Here is a 24,603-nt window from a genome sequence, read left to right as displayed (position 1 = left end):
GTTTCGTTCCCGACAATCGCGGTCGCGCCGTTCGAGCACAAGTACGGAAACGTGGGGCGCGGCATTTCGGAGCTTGTCGCGAAAAAGCTGGCGGACAATGCCGCGGGAAGATACAAAATCATCTATCCCGGCGAAACGGTTGCGATGGTTGAAGCGGCAAAACTCGATCCACAAACGCTCTATGCCAACCGGCTCGGGGCCGCGCGCAAAATCGCCGGACCGGATTTTCTGCTGGCGGGCAAGGTGCGGGAGTTTTCGCTCGAAAAGCGCGAGGCCATGCTAGGCCCGCTGTCGGTTTCGTTCATGGTTCCGGACAGCGCCGTTTCGCATATCGTCATCGAGTACTCGCTCGTTTCGACGCACGGAGGGGCGGAGGTGCTTTCGGGCAGGGCGGAGGCGAAATCGGACGCGTTCGACGTCGAAGTTTCCAATTTCGACACATGGATGGCCGGTTTCGATTTCACGGCGGCCGAAACCGAAAGGAATCCGGTGCTGGATGCTGCGGGAAAGGCTTGCGCGATGGCTGCGGCGCAGGTGGCGTTGCTTTTCCCGTTTTCCGGCTCCGTCGTCGAAAAATCCGGGGATACCGCTGTCGTCTATTTCGGCTCCGGCTCGCCTGTCGTGCCGGGGGACTGGCTGACCGTATACAAGGTGTTCGAGCGCCGGGACAACCGCGGCGCGGTTGTGTGGATGGACTCGGTGCGCGCGGGCAAGCTGCGCGTCAAAGAAATCCGCGGCGCGTACGCGCTCTGCGAAATCCTTAGGGGCAGGGACGTCATCGCTCCCGAAATGAGCGTGGGGATGGGGTAGCCGCGACAACCGGCACTAATGATCGCTCTTGCCGCTGAAGTTGAACTCGTGCGTGCGGATCGCGGGGACGACCGCGCCGCCGCCGAAGAAGGCGCTGTTGAACCTCTGCTCCGCAGAAATCATGTCGGCCTTCTCCAGCGCTTCAAGTGCGTTCTGCGTCCACCGGAAATTGGTCAGGCCGCAGGCGATCTCGCCGTTTTCGATCAAAAACGTACCGTCGCGGGTGAGGCCTGTGTACACGGTCTTTTTGGGATCGACGACGTTCGAGTAGTGGAACCGCGACACGAGGATTCCGCGCTCCGTCGCCTTGATCATTTCATCCCGGCTCGAATCGCCCGGCGAAAGAATCAAATTCGTCGGGTACGCGCCCCACGGGCCGACGCTGTGGCCCGTCGGTAGCGCGCCGGATTTGCTGGCGGTCTTGCGGCTGTGCGCGACGCCGCGCGCGATCCCGTGCTCGATAATCGTCAGCCGCTGGCGCGGCATCCCTTCGAAGTCGAACGGCAGTCCGAACGTGCGCGGGTCGGCCGCGTCGTCAACTATCGTGATGTTTTCGCCCGTGATTTTTTCGCCGAGCCTTCCGCAGAGGAAACTTTCGCCGTCCGCGAACTCCTGGCCGCCGAATCCCGTCCACGAAAAGAACATCAGGAAGGTCGCGACCGCTTCCTCTTCGAGGATGACGGTGTATCTCCCTATATCCAGGTCGGAGCGCGGATTTTCGCCCGCGATTGCCTTTTCCGCCGCGCGCTTGGCGATCGCCGCGGGATCGATTGCGGTGACGCGCCGCGACGTTTCCTCCGCGTATCCCGACGACGTTTTGCCGGTGAGCAGAATTGTGTATTCGGCCGTGGTTGCGCTGGTAATCGCGGAAATCCCGCGCGCGGAAAATACGCCGAGCGTAACCGCGCCCGTCGAGAGCGTGCCCGCGGCCTCGTATCCGTCCGGCACCTTTTCGAATCCTTTCTTCACCATGAGCGCGCGTCGCGACGGCTCGCATTCCGCGGTAGGCTTGTCGAATTCGGGCGTGAACGAATAGCGGTACGGCCCCTCCGCGCTGGGGATGAACTCCGGGTCGTCCGGCAAAAGCCGCGCCGCGTCCGCGGCGTCGTCCACGGCCTTTTTGAGCGCTTCGGGGTCGAGCGAATTGGTGGTCACAGTCCCCCATCTGCGGCCCACCGCGCAACGCACGGTCACCTCCGCGTTCTCCTCGTGGTGGTTCTGGTGGATCTGGTTGTTCGCGAACCGCGTCAGCGCCGAGATGTTGGAGGTGACGAGAATCTCGGTATCTTCCGCGGGCGAGCCCGCGATCGCGTCCTCGATGCGCTCGCGCACCGCGTTTTCGAATTCTGCCGTTGACATTTCCCTAAAGGTCGCCATCGCTATCCCCTCACTCCCACTTCGACGTTGCGGAAACGCGCGGGCGCGGTGCCGTGCGCCACGTGCGCGGTCTGCGAGGGTTGGCCCTTTCCGCAGTTGGGCGTGCCCCATATCTTCCAGTGGTTCTTGTTGCAGACGGCGTCCATGCTTCCCCAGAACTCGGTCGTGATGCCCGTATAGTTCGGATTCTTGTACACTTTGCCCAGTTTGCCGCCCTTGATTTCGCGGGCCAGCTCGCATCCGAACTGGAAGTTGACGCGGCGGTCGTCTATAGACCAGCTTTTGTTCGTCTCCATCCAGATTCCGTCTTCGGTGTCCGCGATGAGCGCGTCCAGCTCCCACGTCCCCGGCTCCAGGTTGATGTTCGTCATCCGGATGATCGGCGCGCGGTTGAAGCCGTCCGCGCGGTTCGTCCCGTTGCTCCGCTGGCCTACGATTCCCGCGGTCTCGCGGTTCGTCAGGTAGTTTAGGAACACTCCGTCTTTGATTATGTCCACGCGCTGCGCCGGCACCCCGTCGTCGTCCCAGCCGAAGGTGCCCAGCCCGCCGGGGAGCGTCGCGTCAGCGGTAACGTGCATTATGTCGCTGCCGTATTTCAGATTCCCCCGCTTATCGAGCGTGACGAAGCTCATCCCGGCGTACGCCGCCTCCATTCCGAGGACGCGGTCGAGCTCGATCGGATGGCCGATGGATTCGTGCACCTGCAGGCCGAGCTGCGCTCCCTCGATGATGAGCGTCGTGCGCATGTGCGGAAGCTCGGGCGCGGAAAGCAGCATCACGGCTTCCTCCGCGATCCGCTCCGCGTTCCCGCCGATGTCGTACGGCTCCAAAAGCTCCCAGCCGCCCGTGTGGAACTGGCCTCGGAAGCTGTTGGGGTAGCAGCGGCGTTGCATTTCGCCGTTTTGAATCGCGACCGCTTCGATGCCCGCGCCGGATTCGAGAATCGTCTGCTCTATGAGCGCGCCTTCCGTCGAGGCGAAATACTGCTCCTCGCGGAAGAAGTCCATCGAGGAAGTCGCGTTCGTCAGCCCCTTTACGCTTTTCATCTTTTTATTCCAGTCGAACAGGAGCGCAAGCTTCTCCTCGGTGCTCCACGCGAACGGGTCCTTCGTGTGGGGGGTGACGTAGGTTCCCTGTGCAGCCGGAGTGTCGTCCAGCCGCACGTCCTCCCGCTTGGCCGTCGAGCTTGCCATCGCGATTTCCATCGCCAGCATCGTTATACGCTCTATTTCGGCGCGGTTGACGTGGTTGGACGCCGCGAAACCCCAGCAGCCCCGGTGCAGCACCCGCACCCCGAATCCCGCCTCGGCGCTTTTCGAGATGTTGTCCACGCGCCCGTTCTTGACGGTGAGCGACTCGCGCGCGAGCCCGGTTATGCGGATATCGGCGTACGAGACGCCTGTCCGCTGGGCGTTCGCCCGGAAAAAGTCGGCAAGTTCCTTCATCGGCGGTCCTCCGGATGCCCGCAAGCAGGCCGCGGGCGTGTCGGCTCAGAATAGCGCAGATACTGGGCAGGATGCAAGGAACGGACGGGCCGCGGCGTGTCGAGCTAGGATAGCGCAGATACTGGGCAGGATGCAAGGAAAGCGGACTTGAGATTATGCTTTCGCCAAGGCTTTTGTTACGCGCGCCTTTACCAACGCGCAAACCTTGGCAGACATGCATTGCTCGCGACTGCAAGAATATATGGACCCGCTGGATTCCCAGTTGACCGCGGGACAGCCGCCCGCGCAATCTGAAGAAATATCGCATTTTAAACAACTTTGCCTGCAAGCAAATCCCGAATTTATAAACTGTAATCTTGCCTCCAAATCAGTCCAACCATTGAATATATCTCCAAAAACAACAAGTCCACTAAGATTATTAAGTCCTTGAATCTTTGCACATCCCTGAATTTAACCAGATGTTGATATGCTAATCCTGCTCTTTCCTGCGCCACATCCCCAGATCCCCTGTTTGTTTCCAAGTAGGTCGCTTGCGTCGTCGCCAAATTGGTTGATTCTTAAATGAGCACGCCTCCTTTTTAGTTTGACATACCAATCAGCAATCAGTAACATTTGACTTTGATACAACGCGAAATCTTCAAAGCTCCAAGTGACACCGGTTGCAGGACCAATAATAAACTGATTTGCACCAAGCTGATAAAGCTCCTTAACATCTTCGAATAGCCTTGAAATTGTCTGAGGCGTCGGGGTCACCCGAATACCGAGCCATGGTTGATATTTTTTCATTAATGGAATTTTCGAGACAACAGTATCGAATGAGCCAATTCCACCGGCGAATTTCCGATGCATGTCATGGCTTTCCTTGCCTCCGTCCATGGATAGCAGAAAAGATATTTTGGAATCCCTAAAGAACTCAAGGATTTCTTCATTGAAAAGAGTGCCATTCGTTGTAGTATCATAATTGATACGTTTCCTGTGTTTGATTGATGCTTTACCTGCATATAACACAATTCTTTGCATCAAGTCAAATTCAAGCAGCGGTTCACCGCCTATAAACAATATCCTTAGGATGTCCTGGTCTCTGCTTTCGCGAATTAGGAAATCCACGGCCGCAAACGCGACATCATCTGTCATTTGGTTGTTTCTTTTTCCATGAACGAAGCAATAAGGACACCTGAGATTGCAGTCGTCAGTAACGTGTAAATCAATAAAGGTAATGGGCGGAAACGCCTTAATAAGTATTTCCTTTGCTATTGCATCTACTAGAAGGGTGCAGCTTCCATTTTGCCGGCCCATGTTTGGCATCGTGACTACTTTCCAACCATCTCGAAAACATATTCGCGATTAAATAATTCGTTAGATGAAGAGATTCCGGCCAAGAGGGGGTCAATCTCCAAAACATTGTAACTCTCGCTCATCCAGTCAATGGTTAAGTGCTTGTTATCCGGCATGGGGCTGATTCCAAACGATGCCGAATAACGAAAAGCCCTTAAGCTTCCTATCTCCCTCTTAAACAATTCAAAGGAAACTACTTCCGGATTTCTGCTCTCGCGCTTGTATGAAGGCGAATACGCCATGGTTATCAGGCAAAAGTCCCAGTTGTGGGAATACTGGAGCAGAACGTATTTTATTTCCGAATTATACACATTAATCCATACTTTTTGAAATCTCTCCACCGTATTGAATGTTAAAAGTGGATTGCAGCCAAGGGTCACCAAATACATATCCATGTCCATCTTGCCCGTCTCGGGCATGTATAAATACCATTTTGACGGGATGCTGTCGTTCTCCAATTGAACTCCAGTATAGTCATCCACAAATGGATAGTCCACATGTCCTTTGGCGACCGGTTCCCATTCTTTGCTGAAGCCTGGCGCATTTGCTGGATATGGCATGGAAAAAAACACAGGAACCCTTAGATTTTTTGTATCCGAATGTAGAATTGTGCCTGAATCGAGTTGGCTATTGGAATTAATGGAAGTGCCCTTGCGTATTTCTCCGGTAAAGCTGTGTTCTTTGTCTGCGAGTTTATTTTTGATACAACGTACCGAAAAATCGTTATCGGGTGCGGAATACAAGCGATCAAGCCAATTAACGTTATTTAACGCAGTGCCGGTTTGGAGCGAAAATGCTCTTGCGATTACCATTGCCGGAACGAATATGACCAATAGCAGAATTATTATAGCCTTTTTGAATGCTATTAGCTTGCAGTTCATTTGTGCACACCTCATGTTGAACTTAATCTCCGTTGTCTAGTATTCCTCTGTACAACGGTTATAGTAATCCAGGTGGCAAGGACCAAACTCCGTATCGCAATCAAGCGAGCCAGAACCGCAATAATAAAGGTTTTCGCAGTCAAAGCCGTCGCCCCCAGATCCGGTTGCACATGCAAAACTACCAGGGGGATCACAGGTATAGGAGGATTCCTCATCTCCACCGCAAGTGAAAGTTTCGATGCATTTGAAGTACGCCGTATCATCGCAAGGTGATTCTGTATCATAGTCCTCTGGACAAGTCGAGGTGTAGTTGGTCCAGCATGCAAACATACCCGTGGGTTCGCAGTTGAAATTGCTACCGGGAGAACAAGAATACTCGCTGCATTGAAAGTTATTGGATGTGGAATCACAGTGGAATTGCGAAACGCCTGAAGGGCAAGTATGATCGCCACCAGTGCAATCTTGATAAAATGCCTGCAAACAGCCCTTAAACTGAGCCGTGCATTCAAATGATCCAATGCATTTGAACGCATCGCACGAATACGGATGTGCAAGCGAACAAGCATGCTGGAAAGCATGTGATGTGCATAGCTCATATACGGCCTCCGCCCAAGGGCTTGATGTATCGGTGCAATTGCAGAAATCATAGCTTGCTGTCACAATGCAAGGCGCGATATAGTCGCCTTGGCCACAATCGCCGCTGAATGTCGCAGCCAACTTGTTCAATTGCATTCTTGCAACTTGCATCGGATTTGCGGTCTTCGGAGCGGCGATATTGCCAGCAAAGGCAAATGCCAAGTCACTTTGGCTGTTTTGTCCGCTGATGAAAGCTACCATTTTGGCAGCGATCTCATCCGCGATCTTTCCGATTAACTTCCCGTTCATCTCGATTTCCTCCTCCTGCGCTGCAAGGGCACAGGTGCATTCCCGTTTTTTTCGATCTGTTTGGGCCGGGCAGCAAGCTCCAGCTTTGGCTGCTGCTCGGATTCAGCTTGTGCGGAGGCGATTTTCCTCGCTTCCTCAAGCTCGGCCCTTTCTTCATCGGTCAATTTGATTGGCGAAGGCTCGTAACCGGGTTTGGGATTGTGGAAAGGATTGTCCGCAAGCGCTTCCTTCATCTCGTCCAGCTTCTGCGCGGTTTTCTGCATAACGCTGTCCGCGAGCGAAGAAATGAACGCGCGCTCCTCTATTACGGCAACTGTCTGTTGGGCGATGCGAAGCAGTTCGGCGTCCGACAAAGCATTCCTGCCGGGCGGGCGCCACAGCCTTGCGCACACCGCTTCGGCAATCCGGTCAACTTCGGCTTGGGACAGCCTGATCTCGTCCCCCACGACGAGTTTACCTCCAATCTAATTGTATCCTTGGAAATTTGGATTGTCAATAAGTGCAGGTGTTTTTTTATTTTGGCCAACAACCTGTTTCGCTGCGCATGCAGGTTTGAGCTATAATCCGGCTCCAAATGTCGGCTTTCATTGACGGCTTTTTCAACGTGATCAAGCCCGCGGGAATGACGTCGTTCGACGTCATCCGGCGGATTCGGCCGCGGCTGGGCAAGGCGCGCGTCGGCCACGCGGGAGTGATAGACAAGCCCGCAAGCGGGGTGCTGCCGGTCGGCGTGGGGCGGGCGACGAAGCTGTTCGACCATCTTTCCACGTTCACGAAGGACTACTTCGCGTGGCTGGCGTTCGGCGCGACGTCGCCGACGCTGGATTTGTCGTCGGAGCTTGCAGCGGCGCCGGGTGCGCCGCAAAACGAGAGCGAGGCATTGAAACTCGCTTCAAAATTGCTCGACGCGGCGCGCGGTTTCGTCGGGATGATCGAGCAGGTTCCCCCCGCGTTCTCCAACGTCAAGGTCGAGGGCAAGGAGCTTTACCGCTACGAGCTCGCGGCGGAGGAAGTGGACGTCAAGCCGCGCAAGGTGGAAATCGTCAGGTTCGATATAACGCGGTTCTTTTGGTTTGGGGCGGATGGCGGCGGTCTGTCTCCGCTTGACGTACAGGGATTACCCGCAGAGGACGGATCGGAAAAATTCGGGCTGCCGCGCCTTGAAATCGCGCCGGATCGCATGCCCGCGTCGCCGTTGCTGATCGCCGAAGCGGTCATCGAATGCGCGACGGGCGCGTACGTGCGCGCGCTGGCGCGCGACATCGGTCAAAGGGTCGGCGTGGCCGGAGTGCTCGCGTCTCTGATAAGGACGCGCGTCGGGCCTTTCAATTTCGCGGACGCGGTCGCGCTGGACGCGCTCGCGTCGGAGCTTGCGGAGGACAGGGACAAGGCGCTTGCGGCGCATCTGCTTCCCGTTTCCGTCGTCGTTCCCGAATCAAAGCGGCTGACCGTATTTACGGATGAGGGAAGGTCGCTTTCTGCCGGCAACTATATTTTCGCGATTTCGAAACGGCTGCCGGATGCCGTGCGCGCTGGACAGGAATCGGAAGTGTTCGCGCTCCTCGAAGACGGCAGGCTTGTGGCCCGATGCAGCGCCAAGCCTCGCCCGGACAAACCGGAGCTGTTCAAGGTGACGCCCGAAAAGGTGTTTTTGAGCTGACGCGGGCCGCCGCAAGGCTATAATCGGCGCGTGTCCCGCTCCAATCCGTCCGAAGTCAGATACCGGCACTACCTTCGCAAGTTCGTTCACATGGGGCTCGGCGCGCTGGCGTTATCGATCAGGTTCATCCCGCGCGAATGGACGCTGGCCGCGCTCGGCTTCGCCGCGCTGACGGCCTGGATCATCCGGCCGTATTGGCCGGTGGTGATGCCCATGGCGCGGGCGACCGAGCTGCGCGACGGCGTGATGTGGGGCGTCCGGTACTACTTCGGGACGCTTTTTCTGCTGGCCGTTTTTTTCGGGCATCGGCCGGAAATCCTGACGGCGTCGTGGTTCGTTCTGGCGCTGGGCGACGGGCTGTCCGCGACGATCGGCGGTCCCGGCTCGGCTCCCGTCCCGTGGAATCGCACCAAGCGGCTGTACGGGACGCTCGCGTGCTTTGCGGGATCGGCGGCCGCGCTTATCCTCGCGAGGCTTTGGTTTCTGTATCCGCCAGATTTGGAAGGGATTCTCGTCGCGGCCGCGATCGGCTTGGCCGTATCGGTGCTGGAAAGCCTGCGTACTCCTCTGGACGACAATCTGCTGGTCGGATTCGGCACGGCGCTGCTCTGCTCCTGGACGGGCTTCTTTTATTGACGCAATTTGGGATTCGGATGATCCGCCGCGTTTGAACAGCGGGGCAGGGCATTCGTCTAACCGGAGCCGAAGGGCTTGACGCGAGTCCGGCCTTCGCGGGTAGTAAGAAACGGGGCTTCCGCCCCTAATCGGAGGTTTTCGTATGGAATTTGGCGAACACGAAATCAAGCCGGTTTCAAAGCCGGGGCTTTCCGCCGGATGGCGGTTTTTGATCGTATTCCAGTTTTTCGCGATCATCGCGCTGTCGGCCGCGGTGATCTGGCAGATCTCGAAAGGACCGGTGGTTATCCGGGAGCGCGTTTCCGGCAGGGCCGCGCCGGCGTCGTTCGAGACTCCAAAAAAGCAATCCGCTGCGGTGAATCAAAGCTACCAATCGCCGAGCGATGTGTTTTGGATAGCCGATCTCGCGGAAAAGTCGCTTCCGTTTGTTGTCAACATCAAATCGGAAGCGATTCCGGAGGAAAAACCGGAATCCGCGCAAAAACGCCAAGGCGGAGCGCCTTCTTCGCCGTTTTCTCCCAATTCTCCGGGATTTAAAATTCCCGAGGAATTCAAAGAGTTTTTCCCCGATATGCAGTTTCCGGAGGGATTCGACCAGTGGCATAACTTCGACGTCCCGCGCCAAGGCGAAGGCAGCGGTTTCATAGTCAGCGAAGACGGATACATCGTTACGAACGCGCATGTTGTCGCGGACTTCAACAAGTTCACGGTTACGCTTAATGACGGCAAGCAGTACGAAGGCGTGCTCAAGGGCACGGACGACCTGAAAGATATCGCCGTGATCAAGATTGAGGCAGGCGGCTTGCCCGCCGCCACTCTGGGCGACAGCGACACAATCCGTCCCGGCGAGCCTGCGATAGCCATAGGAAGCCCGTTCGGACTTCAGCACACCGTAACTTCGGGGATTGTCAGCGCGGTTGACCGCAAGCCGGCAGATGTGAACATGCCGGAGGATCCGCGCAGCAACGGGACGCTGATTCAGACGGACGCGGCGATCAACCGCGGAAATTCCGGCGGCCCGCTGTTGAACGCGAGGGGCGAGGTTATCGGCGTCAACCAGGCGATAATCCCGATGGGTGAGCGCATCGGATTCGCGATTCCCGTCAACAGCATAAAACGCTCCATCCAGCAAATCATCGAGACCGGCTCCGTCAAATATCCCGGAATAGGAATCAGAATCCGCGACGTTGACAAGACGGTTCAGGAAGAGCTCAAGCTTGAAATAGATTTCGGTATCGTGATCTACGAGGTGACTCAAGGTTCCGCCGGAGACAAAGCGGGGCTTAAAGTGGGCGATGTCATAACCCACATCAACGGAATGGAGGTTAAAACCGGCAACGAGTTGATCAACGAAATCCAGAACCACAACATCGGCGACAAGATTACGCTTACGGTTTATCCGCAAGGCAAGAAACCGGCCAAGAACGTTCTTGTGCTTTTGGGCGAGCTGAATTCGACTGATGCCGCGCCTTGGCGGAGATAGTTGTAATCACCCGGAGCATCTTGAGCGATTTCGCGTACTGAATGCGGGGAGGCGAAAGCCTCCCCGTTTTTTTTAGTCCGTTATTGTAATGCCGAAGACCCGCTCAAACGCGGATATCAAATGTGGACGCAAATCCGATAACGATTTGGTTTCGCCGAGTGCTCCGGACAGCGAGCCGACGGGATGCTCTCTGATTCCGCAGGGCACGATTAGTTCGAAATGGTGCATGTTTGGATTGACGTTGAACGCAAAACCGTGAAACGTCACCCACTTTTTGACCGCGATGCCGATAGCAACCAATTTCGCGTCGTCAACGAATACTCCGGTGAGTCCGGATATCCTGTGCGCCGACAATCCAAAGGCGGACAGTGCGACGATCATCGTTTCTTCGAGCAGCCGCAGGTAGTCGTGCAGCGACAGCCCCATTTCGCGGATGTTGAAAATCGGATACCCGACCTGCTGGCCGGGACCGTGGTATGTCACGTCTCCGCCGCGTTCGATTTGGAACACGCCGATTCCGAATTTAGCCAGGGCTTCCTTCGATGCAAGTATGTGCTGTGCGTCCGCGTGCCGTCCAAGAGTAATTACCGGTTCGTGCTCGACCAAAAGCAGCGTATCGCCGCATTTGCCCGCGATGCGCTTGGCAAGAAACTCCTTCTGAAGCGCCAGCGCATCGCCGTATTTCATCCGGCCGAGATCGATCAGCTTGATGACGCGGTTAACCATCCAAGCGCCCTTGGCCGCGCTACTTCGCCGCGGCGCGCGTAAAATTCAGCTTTCCGCCGGCGATTACGGTTTCGATTTCACGGTCGGAGAGATCGTGGACGCAAAGTATCGTCGTTCCCTTGGTCAAATTCTTTACGACGACTTCCTTGTGCGTGCGAATCTGTTCCGGAGCGTTTTCAATTTTCAGCACGTCTCCCTGTTCGACGGACTCAAAGCACGTCGGATCCTTGAACATCAACGGCAGAATACCGAAGTTGATCAGGTTTGCGCGGTGGATGCGTGCGTAACTTTTGACGATTTTGGCCTCGATGCCTAGAAACCGCGGCGCAAGCCCGGCGTGCTCGCGTGAGCTGCCCTGGCCGTAGTTAGCGCCGCCGACGATTATGCCGCGCCCCGCGGCCTTCGCCCTCTTCGCGAACGTTGGGTCCACGACTTCGTAAACAAACTCGCTGATTTTGGGTATGTTGCTGCGGTAAGGAAGCACGCGCGCTCCGGCGGGCATTATGTGGTCTGTCGTGATGTTGTCCTCGACTTTGAGAAGCACGGCGGCTTCTATATCGTTTGCCATCGGGGGGAACGCGTCGAGCTTAACGATGTTCGGCCCGTAAACAACCTCCACGGATGAGGGATCTTCCGCGGGGGCGACAACCGACGAATCGTCAATCAAAAATTCATCCGGAACCTCGATTTTCGGAAACTCGATGCCGTTCGATGTCGGATCAAAAATCACTCCTTTAAGCGCGCTGATCGCGCAGACTTCCGGGCTGGCGAGATACACATTCGCATCCTTGGTTCCGCTGCGTCCGATGAAATTGCGGTTGAAGCTTCGCAGGCTGTTCCCTCCGGACGGAGGAGCCTGGCCCATCCCGATGCACGGCCCGCACGCGCTTTCGAGGATGCGCGCGCCCGCCGCGATCATCGCAGCCAGCGAGCCGTCCATGCTTATCATTTCAAGCACTTGCTTGCTTCCCGGCGAAACCGTAAACGACAGCGAAGGGGCAACATGCCTGCCTTTAACTATCTCCGCGACGGCACGCATATCTCGGATCGAGCTATTCGTGCAGCTTCCCACGCAAACTTGATCAAGCCGCGTCCCAGCGACTTCGCTTACGGGCACAACCGCGTCGGGGCTGTGCGGTTTTGAAATCAACGGCACCAACTCGCTCAGGTTAATCTCAACGAGCTTGTCGTAATTCGCGTCGGCGTCCGGCTTCAACTCGACAAACGCGTCCTCGCGCTTTTGAGCCTTCAGGTAGGCAAGTGTTTGCGCGTCGCTTGGAAACAGGCTGCAGGTTGCACCGAGCTCCGCTCCCATGTTGCAGATCGTCGCTCTTTCGGTAACAGTCAGGGATTCCGCGCCAGGGCCGTAATACTCGACGATGTAGCCCACGCCTCCCTTGACGGTTTCGCGGCGCAGCATTTCGAGAATCACGTCTTTCGCCGATACCCAGGGCCGCAGCTTTCCCGTCAGCTTGACCCCGAGCACCTTGGGGCAGGGCAGATAAAACGGCCCGCCCCCCATGGCCACCGCGACGTCGAGCCCGCCGGCGCCGATTGCAATCATTCCAAGGCCGCCGCCCGTAGGCGTGTGGCTGTCGCTGCCCAGAAGCGTCTTTCCCGGCGCTCCGAACCGTTCCAAATGTACCTGGTGGCAAATGCCGTTGCCCGGAGGACTGAAATATACGCCGTGTTTGGACGCGACCGTGCGCAGATACCTGTGGTCGTCCGCGTTTTCAAACCCGCTTTGCAGCGTGTTGTGGTCAACATACGACACCGAGCGCTCGGTCTTCACTCGGTCGAAACCCATCGCCTCAAATTGGAGGAAGGCCATCGTGCCCGTGGCGTCCTGCGTAAGCGTCTGATCGATCCGGATGCCGATTTCGGTACCCGGTTCAAGCCTGCCCTCAAGAAGGTGGGCTTCAAGAATCTTGTAAGCGAGCGACTTGCCCATTTGAATCACCTTTTAGCTAAGGTGACGAAATTGTATGCAAACTCCGCCCGATGCGCAATCCGGCGCCTCCGAATCGCGGAAATTCATCGGCAAATACAGGTTTCGCCGGTCTCCAATCAAACCGTGCTTGCTAAAACCGACTGTGGTTCAAAATTGCCGGATGTCTTGCGGCAAGTCGAGGTCGTCCAGCCAATACGCATCTTCGTTCACCGGGCAGGAAAAGAACCGTCCTTCGTTTTCGGGAAACTTGCTCTGGTGGAACCGCAGATAAATGCGCCCGTTTTCCACACCCACGATTTCCACTTTCCCCAGCCTGTGGCTCATCACATAGCGTTGCATCTTGGCAACCCCGCTCATTCGCCGCTTTGCCTGCTCGAAAATGCGCGATCCGCGCATCAGGGGCACCTTGAACGCCTTGTTCCCGGCGATCGGCCGGTTCTGGAAAAGGTAATACGGAGTCACTCCGATGTACGACAGCCTGTTTGCTAGCGCGCAAAGCACGTCGGGATTGTCGTTGATTCCCGCCAAAAGCGGAGTCTGGTTGTGAACGCGGCAACCGGCGCGCCTTAAGTGCCAAATCGCTTCGGTTGCTTCTTCGGTCAGCTCGCGTGAATGATTGAAGTGCGCCATTATGTACACCTGGCAGTCGTTTTCGTTCACTTCCCGCAGCAAAGCATCAAGTTCGGGATCGTCCGTAATCCGATAAGGATTGAACGCGGGCATCTTGCTTCCGATTCGGAGCACTTTCACATGCGGAATCGACATCACCTGCTCGACGATAGTGCGTAGTTTCTTGGTCGAAAGCAGAAGCGGATCGCCTCCCGTCAATAGAACGTTGTCTATTTCGGGATGGTTCCTGATGTATTCGATCCCCGGCGAAACGTCCTTTTTCGCTTCGTCGTTTCCGTGGATGAAAAGCCTCTTTCTGAAGCAAAAACGGCAAAAGCTTCCGCAGATGTCGTTGCAAAGCAGAAGCGCCGTGTTGGAATACTTGTGCTCGCATCCCGGAGCGACGGTGATGCTCGCCTCGTCGCTAGGATCGAGTATCCCGTCCTCGATCAGCTCGTCTTCGTCGGGGATCACAATTCGCATGATTGGATCTTTCGGATCGTTCCAATCGATCAGCGATAGGTAGTAATCGTTCGCTCTGAACGCGTACTTCTCCTGCACCTCCGCCAGCCGTGCCCTGCGCTCTTCCGGAATCGTGTACACCTTCCCGACATCCTTGATGTACTTGACGCCCTGCGGGTGCGACTCAACCCTCTTCCGCTCGGCGGCGCTGTAAAACTTGTCCATAGCCGTCCTCCTTTGGTTTGGTAGTTATGCCTGGGGCAAGCGCCCTTGTGAGCGCCGAGGCTCGTCGGGCAGTTCCGTCCGGCGAAGACGGATTCGTATACGTCGCAGGCGTTTTCCGGCCGCGATTTCACGCGCGGATGGAGAGCCGGCGAAAGAGCGGGAGCTTACTTCGCCATCGGGCATTGTCCCGGTGAAGCCTTATCGGCGCTGTTAATTCATTATACCCGGCCGCGCTCGCGTTTTGCACGCGTTTTTGAGTTATCAATAGATTTTCCCAATATTTTCCCAGGATAATCTCGGAATCGGCATCAAATATAGCGTTTTTCGCATATGAACAGCGCGTTTAAGTTGTTGACCGCGCATATGGCGTGCGCTATAATGCCCATCCCGCGCAAGGAAGTTGTTCCAATCGCGGACCCTGCCGGGAGGCGTAGCCAAGTGGTAAGGCGAAGGTCTGCAAAACCTTTACACACCGGTTCGATTCCGGTCGCCTCCTTTTTTTGATGGGCGGTTAGCTCAGTGGCTAGAGCGCTTCGTTGACACCGAAGAGGTCGGTGGTTCGATCCCACTACCGCCCAAGGAATGCCGTCGGACGCGCCTCCGGGAAACGGCCGGGCGTCCGGCCTGTTTTTTATAGGCCCGAAACCTGGGGATATTGGGCTCCCGCAAATTTTTCCTTAGGGAAGTCCGCCATATATTTCAAGATGGGTGAAGCGATGATTCCTGAAACGTTCAAGTTGGCATGGCCGATTATCGGCATCGCCTCCATAGGGGGGCTTGGTGTCGCCGGTTGGTTGATTGCATTTATATTCGCGCAGCCGAAAGGCAGCGACAAAATGCAGGAGGTCGCGAAAGCGATCCGCGAGGGCGCGTACTCGTTTCTTAAGCGGCAATACACGACGATTGCAATCCTCGCGATCGTGGTTGCGGCGATTTTGTATTTCGTGCCGATTCGGGGAGAAGGCAACGTTCTTATTCCCGGATGGTTGACCGCAACCGCCTTTCTCCTTGGAGCGGCGTGTTCCGCTCTCGCGGGAATGATCGGCATGTACACTTCCGTCGAAGCCAACCTGCGCACCGCCAACGCGGCGATTACGAGTCTCAACAAGGCGCTGCAAATCAGTTTCCGCGGGGGCGCGGTAACCGGAATCGCGGTTGTGGCACTTTCGCTTATCGGCGTCGGCGGGCTTTATCTGCTGGTCAATCTGGTTGCGCCCGATCTGGCGCATGGCAACCAGGCGCCCTTCCTAATAGTCGGGTATGCATTCGGTGCGTCGTTCGTTGCGCTTTTCGCACAACTCGGCGGCGGAATATACACGAAAGCCGCGGATGTCGGTGCGGATATCATAGGCAAGATCGAGGCGGGTGTACCCGAGGACGATCCGCAGAATCCCGCGGTGGTCGCGGATCTAGTCGGCGACAACGTCGGCGACTGCGCGGGCCGCGGCGCGGATTTGTTCGAATCCACCGCCGCCGAAAATATCGGAGCGATGATTTTAGGCGTAATGCTGTATCCGGTGTTCGGGTTGAACGGTATCCTGTTTCCGCTGGCCGCCCGTGCGTTCGGACTCATGGCTTCGATTATCGGCGTATTCCTGGTAAGGACGGCGGAAGACAAGGATCCGATGGACGCGATGAATCGCGCATACGGAATCACGAGTGTTTTTTGCATTGTGGGTCTTGGAATAGCAACGTACACGATGCTCAACACCGAAAGCACACAGTGGCTGTGGCTGTTCGCCGCCGGCGTGATTGGTGTGATAATGAGCTTTGTATTCGTATACCTGACGACTTATTACACGGATCTGCGTTTCGGTCCCGTCAAGCGCATAGCCAAATCCGCCGAAACCGGACATGCGACCGTGATCATCGAAGGCTCGTCGGTGGGAATGGAATCGACGCTTTATCCGGTGATTGCGATCGGGCTTTCGATTCTGCTTTCGTTCCTTTTCGGGCAGCTTGGAATGCCCAGCGCGCCGGGGCTGGTGGCCGGTCTTTACGGCACGGCGATCGCGACAATGGGAATGCTCTCCACGTGTGCGTTCATCCTTGCGATGGACACGTTCGGCCCGATTACCGACAACGCTGGAGGCATCGCCCAGTTTTCCGGTCAGCCGGAAGAAGTGCGCGAGCGCACCGACAGGCTTGATTCCTGCGGCAATTCCACCAAGGCGATAACGAAGGGATACGCGGTGGGCAGCGCGGCTCTGGCGGCGTTTCTTCTCTTTCAGGCTTACATCGAGAAAGTGATTGCAACTTCAGGCGGCGTGATTCACGAGCTGCCGGTTGATTTGGGCGAACCCGCGATTTTCGTAGGCGCGTTCGTGGGCGCGATGGTCGTGTTCGCATTCTGCGCGTTCGCGATCCGGGCGGTAGGCCGGGCGGCGCAGGACATCATCGTCGAGGTGCGCCGCCAGATCAAAGAAAAGAACATTTTCGCCAAAGAGAATCCGGGCAAGCCGGAGTACGGGCCTTGCGTTGACATTGTTACGCGCGCGGCGCTTCGCGAGATGGTTCTTCCAGGCGCTTTCGCGGTGCTCGCGCCTGTTGTCGTAGGCGTGGGCATCCGCATTTTCGCCCAGCTTACGGGGTCGCCCGACGTCTTTATGGGCGCAAAGGCTGCTGCGGCATACCTGATGGTCGTCACTATCGCCGGCGTCGTCATGGCGCTTTACCTTAACAACGGCGGCGGCGCGTGGGACAACGCCAAAAAACTCATAGAAACGGGTGCGCACGGCGGAAAAGGCAGCGATGCGCACAAGGCCGGTGTAACCGGCGACACTGTGGGCGATCCGTTCAAGGATACCGCCGGGCCGAGCCTGCACGTTCTGATGAAGCTCGCGTCGACGATCACGCTCGTTCTCGCAGCGCTGTTCATCGCAGGTTAAATTGAGGTGTACGGGCGGGGTTGATTCCCTCCCGCCAGAAATGCGGGGGCGGATTAACCGCCCCTACTTTTTGTTTTCCGCCTGCGCGGATTTTTCTTCGTCCGTAAGCTTTTTGTAATCCCAATCCACCAGTATTTCGTGGAAAACCACCTTGCCGGTTTCGGTGGAGGTTGCGGCCACGTCCACCCTCTTTCCGTCATCTTCGACGAATGCGGTCACGACCGCGTCCACGGACAGCGCGATTCCGGCGCGTCGAGCCTCGTCAACGGAAAGTGCGTTCGCGTTTTTATCGCTTAGAATTTGATAAAACTCGCGTATTACCGTGTCCGGGGGATCTATGACGACGAACTTGGAGTTTCCAACAAGCACGGAAGTCAATGCCGCGCGGACGATTCGCTCTCTGGCGAGCGAAGTTGCTATTGCGGAATCCTGGCCTGTTGCGCCAACCGCAGGCTCGCCCCCTTGCGCACCCGCGGCCGCGGGCGCGGCATGATCCACCACCGCGAGAACGCTGATTGTTTTGTGGAGATTTTTAAGAAGCGAAGATGAAAGCTCTTTCAAGCTGGCTTCGGATTGCTCTGCGGGTGTCAATGGCGTTTCCTCGCCCTTGTTGCAAGCTCCGAGTGCGAATGTGAGCGCGCACGCGAGCATAGCCGCCGCCGCGGCGGTAACGCGCCTTTTGAAATGCCAGCCCACGCCCAAATTATACTCTCCGGATCCGGGGCGAACGCACCCGGAATGTTTATCGGCGGGGCTCGGAACCGCTTGAATAATGACGCCCGATGCTAAAATCGCAGCGTGGGAGACGGCGGACAAAGCGTGCGAATAGCGCCCGGGCTGCCGGAGGATTTCGATCCGGACCTGTCCTGGGTGGACGGCTTCGTGGCCGAGATCCGGCCGCATTCCTTCATCCGCAGGGCCGACAAGGTTCTTATCCTCGTTCCGAACCAGGTTTACAAGCTCAACGATTCCGGCTTGGATATTCTGTCGCGGCTTCACGGCGGCGCGAAGCTTTCCGAAGTCATGGGGCCGCTCCTTTTGCGCCGCGATGTCCGGCTGGAACTTTTCTATTTCTTCCAGGATCTCCGGGCGATACTGCTCGGCTGCCTCCGCGACGGCGAGGAGCGGATGGCCATCGAAAAAGTGCAGTTCGCGCCGCCGGTTACCGAGCTTCCGGTGCTTTCAGAAATCGCCATTACTTACAAGTGCAACGTCCGGTGCGCGTTCTGCTACGCGGGCAGCTGCCCGGAGCGCGCCGAGACGATGACGCTTGCGCAGTGCAAGCGCGTGCTGGACGTGATTCGGTACGAAGCCGAAGTGCCTTCCGTCAGCTTTACCGGCGGCGAGCCGACTCTTGTCTCGTGGCTTCCCGACGCGGTTCGCCACGCCAAATCGAACGGGATGCGCGTCAATTTAATAACGAACGGGACGATGCTGTCTGAAAGGCTCGTCGGGGAGTTGAAATCGGCCGGGCTGGACAGCGCGCAGGTGTCGATCGAAGGGCCAAGCGCGGAGGTGCATGACGGAATAACGCGGGTCGCAGGCAGTTTCGCGCGCGCGATGCGCGGAATCGCGCGTCTGAATAACGCGGGGATACATGTCCACGCAAACACGACGATAAACCGGGCGAACCTGCAGTATCTGGATGAGCTTCCCGCGCTTTATTCCGAAATGGGGCTGGACCGGTTCAGCATGAACCTGATGATTCCGTGCGGGCACGGCTCCGGCGCGCGCGACCTTTGGGTGAAATACGAGGAAATAGGCCCGGTCGTCGAGCGCATCCGCAAGGCGGCGGAAAATGCGGAACGCAAGTTTATGTGGTATTCGCCGACGCCGCTCTGCATGTTCAACCCGATTCCGCTCGGCCTCGGCAACAAGGCGTGCGCCGCGTGCGACGGGTTGCTTTCGGTCGCGCCTGACGGCGGCGTCCTGCCATGCAGTTCCTGGAACGAGCCTGTCGGGAACCTGCTCATGCAGCCGTTCAAGGAAGCATGGGGCAGCGCGCGCGCGGCGTCGATACGGGCGAAGGAGTACGCGCCGGATGCGTGCCGCGGCTGCGCGAGCTTGACCGTGTGCCAAGCGGCATGTCCGCTGTACTGGGACGCGGTGGGAACGGGGGAGCTGGGCAAAGCAAAGGAGAATATTGAGGTGCAATCATGACCCAAGGTGCTGTCAGTCCCAAATTGGCCGCACTCCGCAAAGCCGAATCGGAAGGCGGAAATCCCGCGCTTGGATTTGTTCTGCTCGCCGCTGGGCTATTGATTCAAGTTGTTTTCATGCACCTTGTTTCCTGGGTCATTGGGCTCGCGCTTGTATTGACGGCAAGCATTTTGCTTCTTCCAAAGGGTGCTTCCAACGCTCCCAAATCGAAGTCCCGCTCGAAGCTGGAATTCGACACGAACGACGGAACGAAGCCGTTCAAAGCGGGCGACTGGGAGGAGCTGGATCCGGCAAAGCTTCCCGCGCTGAAAAAGCTGGTGCAGCAAAGCCGCAAAGTCGGCTCGGCCGGCCTGGGCGGTTGCTACTGGGTGATAGTAGGGATTTGCGCGTTCGGCTGGTTCATGTCCGCGGGATTCAACGAGGGCGGCGGGCTTAATCCGGCGGTTACGTTTGTTTTGTCCAACTTGATCGCGTTTTTCATTCCGCAAGCAGGGGGCGGAGGGGTTACGGCTTGGAGGCCGGAGCTGTTGGACATCAAGCTTGGGGTATTCGAAAACGTTTATCCGATCGTATCCAACGACCCAACGCTTTCAGTCAAGCTGCAGGCGAAGTATTACAGCGAAGTCGGAGGCGACCGGAAAATCCCGTACGACCTTCAGTTGAAGGCCAATTTCAAAGATGCGCCGAAGGAGCTTTACGGCGTCCAGTTCCAGGTTTCGCTGAACAGCGTTCAGGGAACGAACTATCCGTATTTTTACGCGGTCATCGTTGCCGACAGGAGTTACAACCTGAAACAGAAAATGGCCGGCCTCAGGGCGCCGGGGCGCGATATCACGGAATATAAAAACGAAAAAGACGTGAGTATCTGCGTCATCCGTCAGGACCCGGACAGCGGCAAGACCGGCTACCACACCGACAAGGGCGACCAAATGCGCATCGCTGCAAGCGCACTGAACATGTTCGAGCGGCTGCGGCCGAAAGGGTAGTTAGATCCATTTCGCGAGCGGCTATCGCACGAACGCCCCGAACACCCATGCCGCGCCCGGAAGCACGCGGAATTCGATTTTGGATTCGGACGTGAAGTAAAGCTCTCCGTCGAGCGCAAGGTGTTTTATCGCGCCGGGAAGCTCAATCGAAAGCGACTTGCCTTGAACGTATTTCACCGCGGGATGGCGGACGTGCGTTCCCTTGTGGATCAGCGGGAGAAGCACTCCAAGCCTGATTTTCGGAATGTCGCCTACAAGCAAGACGTCGAAAAGTCCGTCGTCAATCCGAGCATCCGGAGCGGCCAGCATCCCGCCGCCGATTTCGCGGTTGTTCATTGCGAGCGCCCAAAGGTATCTGCCCGAAACGTCCGCGCCATCCAGCGATGCGCGGCATTCGAGCGCGGATAGCCGCGGCAGCGTGCGCAGGAACGCGATGTTGTAATCGCGCAGAAACTTGCCGCGCGATTTTTCGCGCGTCGCAAGCGTGGCCGCGTCCAGGCCGATCCCGCCGGAGTTGATGTAGTAATACGGCCCGGCCTTGCACAAATCAACCGCGCGCCATTCCGCGCCTTCGAACATTGTTAGCTTGTCCCGCAGCTGGCCCGGATTGTGGAAGTTGCGGGCGAAGTCGTTTCCGCTTCCGAGCGCGATAACAGCTATTCCGCACTTCGCCGTATCCAGCGCGTTGACGATGCGGTTAAGCGTTCCGTCTCCGCCGGCGGCCATTATCAGGTTGAAGCTGCCCGCGGCGCGAGACGCAGTTTTTTCGAGCTGGTCCAGGTCTTCGGGGCAAACCGTATTAGCGCGGTGGAATACTTTGCGCGCATGTTTTTCGATTTCCGGCTTGAGCGGAAGCTGCGCGGGCTTGATGAATATAAGGACGTCCAGGTCTTTCGCTTTCGCCGGAAAAGGGCAGGGCGGTTTTTTCCGCGCCCCGTCGCGGAAATTCCTCATTTTATTTCGTCCGCGGCCTTGCGGAATTCCGCAACCGCCTTACCGAGCGAGGCGACGGTGTCGCCTGTTACGATTTTTCCAACCATTATGGCCGCTACTCCGGCTTCGGCAAGCGCGGGCAGATCGAGCGGCGAGATGGCTTTTTGAGTCGGAATCACAACGGGAGTATCCACGCACTCGCAAATCCACCGGTATTTCGCCAGGTCTTCCGCGTTTAGTGGTTTCCCGTAATCTTCGGGGTTGATGATGCTCGCTTCAAGCCAGTCCGCGGCGGAATTGTACGCGCCGCGGCAGATGTTCATCAGAACCGGTGATGAGGGAATTTCGGCAATCGCAGGCATCTTCTTTATCGGCAGCCGCCACATCCATGCGGGCATATGGTGCGCATAAATGTCAAAGAATGAAATTCCAGCGTCAAGCATTTCGTTCCAGTCTTCCCTGCCCGCGACGACTTCGCTGCCGGGCATGACGCCGACGGGGATATTCACAGCGTCAAGCACAGCCTGAATCCGCGGCTTTTCCTCGTTCCATCCGCCGAAAAGCGTCCCGCTGGCCCGGTGGGTTACGTTCAGGTGGATTTTGACCATATCCGCGCCGTTGCCGGCGGCCGCTTTCGCAAGAGCGGCGTCGTTTGCGGGAAGGCTGGCGATCAATAGCACCGCGGCATTATAGCAGCCTCTTTAAAAGGGCTTCGCGTAACATTCCGCGACGCAAATACTCACTTTTCAAACCTCGCATTTGGCTATATAATGCCCGAGGCTGATGCCCAAATAAAGCGTTTTGCCGGGGCCGGGAATTGACAGCGAACAAAAAAACTTTGAGCGGGAACGGCGATACGTTCCTGCGACATATCATCGACGCCAGTCCGGATATCATTGCTGTCCGCGACGCGGACGGCAGGATAATCCTAGCCAACGCAAAATATGCGGGTTTTTTTGGAATGTCGCCATCGCAATTGGAGGGAAAGCGCGTTAAGGAACTTTCCATCCAGACCGGCTGGTCGCAGCCGCTTGTGGAAAAATGGCTGGCGGAAGACAGGCAGGTAATATCAAATGGTCAGCCCCTGCTGGCATTGGAAAACGTCACTCACAAAAACGGCGAAACCCGGAAATACCGAACCCTGAAGCAGCGCATCGAGGGCGAATCCGGAGAAAAACTCGTTTTGATGCTCTCCGTAGATTTGACGGACGTGATTAAAACCGAGTCCGAGTTGATTGAAAGCGAAAGACTTTATCATTCGCTTTTTACACATATGCTCAACGGTTTCGCATATTGCCGCATGGTTTATGAAAACGGAGTTCCGGAGGATTTTGTTTACTTGGCGGTTAATGATGCGTTCGAAAAACTAACCGGGCTAAAAAACGTTGTTGGGAAACGGGTGACGGAAGTGATTCCCGGCATAAGGGAAACCGATCCCGAGCTTTTTGAAATATACGGCAGGGTGGCCAGTTCCGGAGTTCCCGAGGTCTTTGAAACCTACGTAAAGTCGCTTGACATGTGGTTCGCGGTTTCGGTTTACAGCCCTCAAAAAGAGCACTTTGTCGCGATTTTCGACGTGATAACCGAACGCAAGCGCGCGGAGCGGTTGCTGATTGAAAGCGGCGAAAAATTCAAAAGCATCATTTCCTCATCGTCCGACGCGATTTTGTCGTGCAAAGACGATATGACTATCGAATTATGCAATTCCGCGGCTGAAAAGATATTCGGGTACGCGGAGAACGAGTTGATAGGCAAAAGCCTTGCCGAGCTTTTGCCGATCAGATATCGGGGGAGGTTGGAAGAGCAGTTTAAACGGCTCCCGGAATTCGGGAAGCAGGCCTTTTCCAAAAAGCCTGTGGAAATTGAGGGTATAAACAAAGATGGCACGGAGTTCGCTATCGAGTTGTCGCTTACCCATCGCAGGTCAGGGGAAAAGGATTTTGCAACGGCGGTTGTCCGCGACGTGACAGGCCGAAAGCTGTTGGAAAATCAGCTTTTGCAATCTCAAACACTTGAAGCGATAGGCCAACTTGCGGGCGGAATTGCGCACGATTTCAACAACCTGCTTACCGGGATTTTGGGCTTTGCGGAGCTGGCTATGGCCAATCTGGATCCTGCGAGCCAAGTTTTTACCGATCTTGAGGAAATCCGCTCGGCCGCCCAGCGCGCCGCGGATTTGACCTCGCGCATACTCGCGTTCAGCCGACGGCAAATATTGGATCCCGTAGACTTGGATTTGAATAATCTGCTGGAATCCACCACGAAACTTCTTAAGCGCGTTATCGGAGAAAACATCGAACTCGAAGTAATATTCGGTCACCGCCTGGGCAAGATCCACGCGGATCCAAGTCAGGTTGAGCAAGTCGTGCTAAATCTTGCCACCAATGCGCGCGATGCGATGCCGAACGGCGGTCGGCTGACGATAGAAACGGAGAACATTGTAATCAACGGCGTTTACAACGAGTCTCACCCTTGGTCGCCGCCCGGCCGCTACGTCCTGATGACTGTGTCCGACAGCGGATTTGGCATGTCGCGTGAAGTGATGGAGCACGTTTTCGAGCCGTTTTTTACAACGAAAGAGGTCGGGAAAGGAACCGGGCTGGGTCTTGCGTCGGTGCACGGCATAGTTTCGCAGCACAACGGCTTTGTTCACATATACAGCGAAGAAGGAAAGGGAACCACAGTAAAGGTTTATTTCCCGATTGTGGAGCGAAGCGCATCCAGCGTGGGAACTAAAATAGAGGAGCAGATACGGGGCGGAAATGAAACTGTTTTGGTTGCGGAGGATGAAAAACTGCTTCAGAACATGGCGGTCAGGTTGCTAACAAACAAGGGCTATAAAGTCCTGACGGCGGCGAATGGATTGGAAGCGGTTCGAATTTACCAAGAAAACGCCGACAAGATAGATTTGGTTATCCTAGATGTTGTCATGCCGGGCATTGGAGGTCCGGACGCTTTGGACAGAATACGCGGCATCAAACCCCAAGTCAGGGCGCTGCTTGCCAGCGGTTACAGCGCTGAAACACCGCAAATCAGGCTTGCGCGGGAACTCGGAGTGGAGATGTTGGCCAAGCCGTATAATCCCGACCTCTTGCTTCGCAAGGTGCGCGAAGCACTGGACAAACCACCGTGCGAGCAGCAAAACGATTGA

Annotated in this window: 20 protein-coding genes and 2 tRNA genes; 10 read left to right on the top strand and 12 right to left on the bottom strand. The window is 56.6% G+C overall.

Features of this window, described 5'->3' with window-relative positions; all coding sequences use genetic code 11:
* Positions 1-810, top strand: an 810-nt coding sequence (locus HRF49_06460) for a hypothetical protein (protein MEP0814291.1), incomplete at its 5' end; no start/stop codon positions are given.
* A gap of 15 nt (positions 811-825) precedes the next feature.
* On the opposite strand, the gene HRF49_06455 is transcribed toward HRF49_06460, so the two are convergent.
* From HRF49_06455 to HRF49_06430, 6 genes are all read right to left on the bottom strand, one after another.
* A complete protein-coding gene (locus HRF49_06455) occupies positions 826-2,169 on the bottom strand; it encodes a TldD/PmbA family protein (GenBank protein ID MEP0814290.1) in 1,344 nt (447 codons plus the stop codon).
* A 20-nt stretch (positions 2,170-2,189) separates the two neighbouring features.
* On the bottom strand, positions 2,190-3,632 hold the full coding sequence (locus tag HRF49_06450; protein MEP0814289.1) for a TldD/PmbA family protein: 1,443 nt from the start codon (positions 3,630-3,632) through the stop codon (positions 2,190-2,192).
* 450 nt (positions 3,633-4,082) lie between these two features.
* Positions 4,083-4,937 (bottom strand): radical SAM protein, encoded by an 855-nt coding sequence (locus tag HRF49_06445; GenBank protein MEP0814288.1) that lies wholly within the window; start codon positions 4,935-4,937, stop codon positions 4,083-4,085.
* A 5-nt stretch (positions 4,938-4,942) separates the two neighbouring features.
* Complete coding sequence (locus HRF49_06440) at positions 4,943-5,848, bottom strand: hypothetical protein (GenBank protein ID MEP0814287.1); 906 nt, start codon at positions 5,846-5,848, stop codon at positions 4,943-4,945.
* A 36-nt stretch (positions 5,849-5,884) separates the two neighbouring features.
* A complete protein-coding gene (locus HRF49_06435) occupies positions 5,885-6,733 on the bottom strand; it encodes a hypothetical protein (protein MEP0814286.1) in 849 nt (282 codons plus the stop codon).
* Positions 6,730-7,179 carry a hypothetical protein gene (locus tag HRF49_06430; GenBank protein MEP0814285.1) on the bottom strand — a complete coding sequence of 150 codons (450 nt, stop codon included), beginning with the start codon at positions 7,177-7,179 and terminating at the stop codon, positions 6,730-6,732. The genes HRF49_06435 and HRF49_06430 overlap by 4 nt, the downstream gene beginning before the upstream one ends.
* Before the next feature lie 128 nt (positions 7,180-7,307).
* Between HRF49_06430 and truB the strand changes: the two genes are divergently transcribed.
* The 3 genes from truB to HRF49_06415 all read left to right on the top strand — a co-directional run bounded on the left by truB (position 7,308) and on the right by HRF49_06415 (position 10,512).
* Positions 7,308-8,393 (top strand): tRNA pseudouridine(55) synthase TruB, encoded by a 1,086-nt coding sequence (gene truB / locus HRF49_06425; protein MEP0814284.1) that lies wholly within the window; start codon positions 7,308-7,310, stop codon positions 8,391-8,393.
* Positions 8,394-8,423: 30 nt separating this feature from the next.
* Entirely contained in the window at positions 8,424-9,029 is a 606-nt protein-coding gene (locus tag HRF49_06420; protein ID MEP0814283.1) for a hypothetical protein, read from the top strand.
* A gap of 142 nt (positions 9,030-9,171) precedes the next feature.
* The gene (locus tag HRF49_06415; protein ID MEP0814282.1) at positions 9,172-10,512 is read left to right on the top strand and encodes a trypsin-like peptidase domain-containing protein; all 1,341 of its coding nucleotides are present in this window, start codon (positions 9,172-9,174) and stop codon (positions 10,510-10,512) included.
* A gap of 72 nt (positions 10,513-10,584) precedes the next feature.
* On the opposite strand, the gene lipB is transcribed toward HRF49_06415, so the two are convergent.
* From lipB to HRF49_06400, 3 genes are all read right to left on the bottom strand, one after another.
* Positions 10,585-11,238, bottom strand: coding sequence for a lipoyl(octanoyl) transferase LipB (lipB, locus tag HRF49_06410; protein ID MEP0814281.1), 654 nt, complete (start codon positions 11,236-11,238; stop codon positions 10,585-10,587).
* 19 nt (positions 11,239-11,257) lie between these two features.
* Positions 11,258-13,189 (bottom strand): aconitate hydratase, encoded by a 1,932-nt coding sequence (locus tag HRF49_06405; GenBank protein MEP0814280.1) that lies wholly within the window; start codon positions 13,187-13,189, stop codon positions 11,258-11,260.
* 147 nt (positions 13,190-13,336) lie between these two features.
* Positions 13,337-14,485, bottom strand: a complete 1,149-nt coding sequence (locus tag HRF49_06400) for a KamA family radical SAM protein (protein ID MEP0814279.1) — start codon at positions 14,483-14,485, stop codon at positions 13,337-13,339.
* 424 nt (positions 14,486-14,909) lie between these two features.
* Here HRF49_06400 and HRF49_06395 point away from each other — a divergent pair.
* From HRF49_06395 to HRF49_06385, 3 genes are all read left to right on the top strand, one after another.
* Positions 14,910-14,981: transfer RNA gene (locus HRF49_06395), tRNA-Cys, on the top strand.
* 9 nt (positions 14,982-14,990) lie between these two features.
* Positions 14,991-15,063: transfer RNA gene (locus tag HRF49_06390), tRNA-Val, on the top strand.
* A 138-nt stretch (positions 15,064-15,201) separates the two neighbouring features.
* The gene (locus tag HRF49_06385; GenBank protein ID MEP0814278.1) at positions 15,202-17,373 is read left to right on the top strand and encodes a sodium-translocating pyrophosphatase; all 2,172 of its coding nucleotides are present in this window, start codon (positions 15,202-15,204) and stop codon (positions 17,371-17,373) included.
* Between the two features lie 63 nt (positions 17,374-17,436).
* On the opposite strand, the gene HRF49_06380 is transcribed toward HRF49_06385, so the two are convergent.
* On the bottom strand, positions 17,437-18,069 hold the full coding sequence (locus HRF49_06380) for a hypothetical protein (protein ID MEP0814277.1): 633 nt from the start codon (positions 18,067-18,069) through the stop codon (positions 17,437-17,439).
* Positions 18,070-18,192: 123 nt separating this feature from the next.
* Between HRF49_06380 and HRF49_06375 the strand changes: the two genes are divergently transcribed.
* Together HRF49_06375 and HRF49_06370 are read left to right on the top strand one after the other, a co-directional pair.
* Complete coding sequence (locus tag HRF49_06375) at positions 18,193-19,533, top strand: radical SAM protein (protein ID MEP0814276.1); 1,341 nt, start codon at positions 18,193-18,195, stop codon at positions 19,531-19,533.
* Complete coding sequence (locus HRF49_06370) at positions 19,530-20,519, top strand: hypothetical protein (GenBank protein ID MEP0814275.1); 990 nt, start codon at positions 19,530-19,532, stop codon at positions 20,517-20,519. Before HRF49_06375 ends, HRF49_06370 begins: the two co-directional genes overlap by 4 nt.
* A 21-nt stretch (positions 20,520-20,540) precedes the next feature.
* Here the strand turns inward: HRF49_06370 and HRF49_06365 are convergent, their stop codons facing one another.
* Together HRF49_06365 and HRF49_06360 are read right to left on the bottom strand one after the other, a co-directional pair.
* Positions 20,541-21,473: a diacylglycerol kinase family lipid kinase gene (locus HRF49_06365; GenBank protein MEP0814274.1), complete on the bottom strand. Its 933-nt coding sequence runs from the start codon at positions 21,471-21,473 to the stop codon at positions 20,541-20,543.
* Complete coding sequence (locus HRF49_06360) at positions 21,470-22,126, bottom strand: hypothetical protein (GenBank protein MEP0814273.1); 657 nt, start codon at positions 22,124-22,126, stop codon at positions 21,470-21,472. The genes HRF49_06365 and HRF49_06360 overlap by 4 nt, the downstream gene beginning before the upstream one ends.
* A gap of 143 nt (positions 22,127-22,269) precedes the next feature.
* Between HRF49_06360 and HRF49_06355 the strand changes: the two genes are divergently transcribed.
* On the top strand, positions 22,270-24,603 hold the full coding sequence (locus HRF49_06355) for a PAS domain S-box protein (GenBank protein ID MEP0814272.1): 2,334 nt from the start codon (positions 22,270-22,272) through the stop codon (positions 24,601-24,603).

It is taken from the genome of bacterium (genome assembly GCA_039961635.1).
In the GTDB taxonomy this organism is placed as follows: domain Bacteria; phylum 4484-113; class 4484-113; order JAGGVC01; family JAGGVC01; genus JABRWB01.
This window is presented reverse-complemented; position numbering and strand designations above follow the sequence as displayed.

Excerpts from the sequence above, each read along its gene's own strand:
- HRF49_06405 (MEP0814280.1), bottom strand. The coding sequence starts at position 13,189 with ATGGGCAAGTCGCTCGCTTACAAGATTCTTGAAGCCCACCTTCTTGAG.
- lipB (MEP0814281.1), bottom strand. The coding sequence starts at position 11,238 with ATGGTTAACCGCGTCATCAAGCTGATCGATCTCGGCCGGATGAAATAC.
- HRF49_06385 (MEP0814278.1), top strand. The coding sequence starts at position 15,202 with ATGATTCCTGAAACGTTCAAGTTGGCATGGCCGATTATCGGCATCGCC.
- HRF49_06450 (MEP0814289.1), bottom strand. The coding sequence starts at position 3,632 with ATGAAGGAACTTGCCGACTTTTTCCGGGCGAACGCCCAGCGGACAGGC.
- HRF49_06415 (MEP0814282.1), top strand. The coding sequence starts at position 9,172 with ATGGAATTTGGCGAACACGAAATCAAGCCGGTTTCAAAGCCGGGGCTT.
- HRF49_06445 (MEP0814288.1), bottom strand. The coding sequence starts at position 4,937 with ATGCCAAACATGGGCCGGCAAAATGGAAGCTGCACCCTTCTAGTAGAT.
- HRF49_06435 (MEP0814286.1), bottom strand. The coding sequence starts at position 6,733 with ATGAACGGGAAGTTAATCGGAAAGATCGCGGATGAGATCGCTGCCAAA.
- HRF49_06455 (MEP0814290.1), bottom strand. The coding sequence starts at position 2,169 with ATGTCAACGGCAGAATTCGAAAACGCGGTGCGCGAGCGCATCGAGGAC.
- HRF49_06370 (MEP0814275.1), top strand. The coding sequence starts at position 19,530 with ATGACCCAAGGTGCTGTCAGTCCCAAATTGGCCGCACTCCGCAAAGCC.
- HRF49_06365 (MEP0814274.1), bottom strand. The coding sequence starts at position 21,473 with ATGAGGAATTTCCGCGACGGGGCGCGGAAAAAACCGCCCTGCCCTTTT.
- HRF49_06400 (MEP0814279.1), bottom strand. The coding sequence starts at position 14,485 with ATGGACAAGTTTTACAGCGCCGCCGAGCGGAAGAGGGTTGAGTCGCAC.
- HRF49_06440 (MEP0814287.1), bottom strand. The coding sequence starts at position 5,848 with ATGAACTGCAAGCTAATAGCATTCAAAAAGGCTATAATAATTCTGCTA.
- truB (MEP0814284.1), top strand. The coding sequence starts at position 7,308 with ATGTCGGCTTTCATTGACGGCTTTTTCAACGTGATCAAGCCCGCGGGA.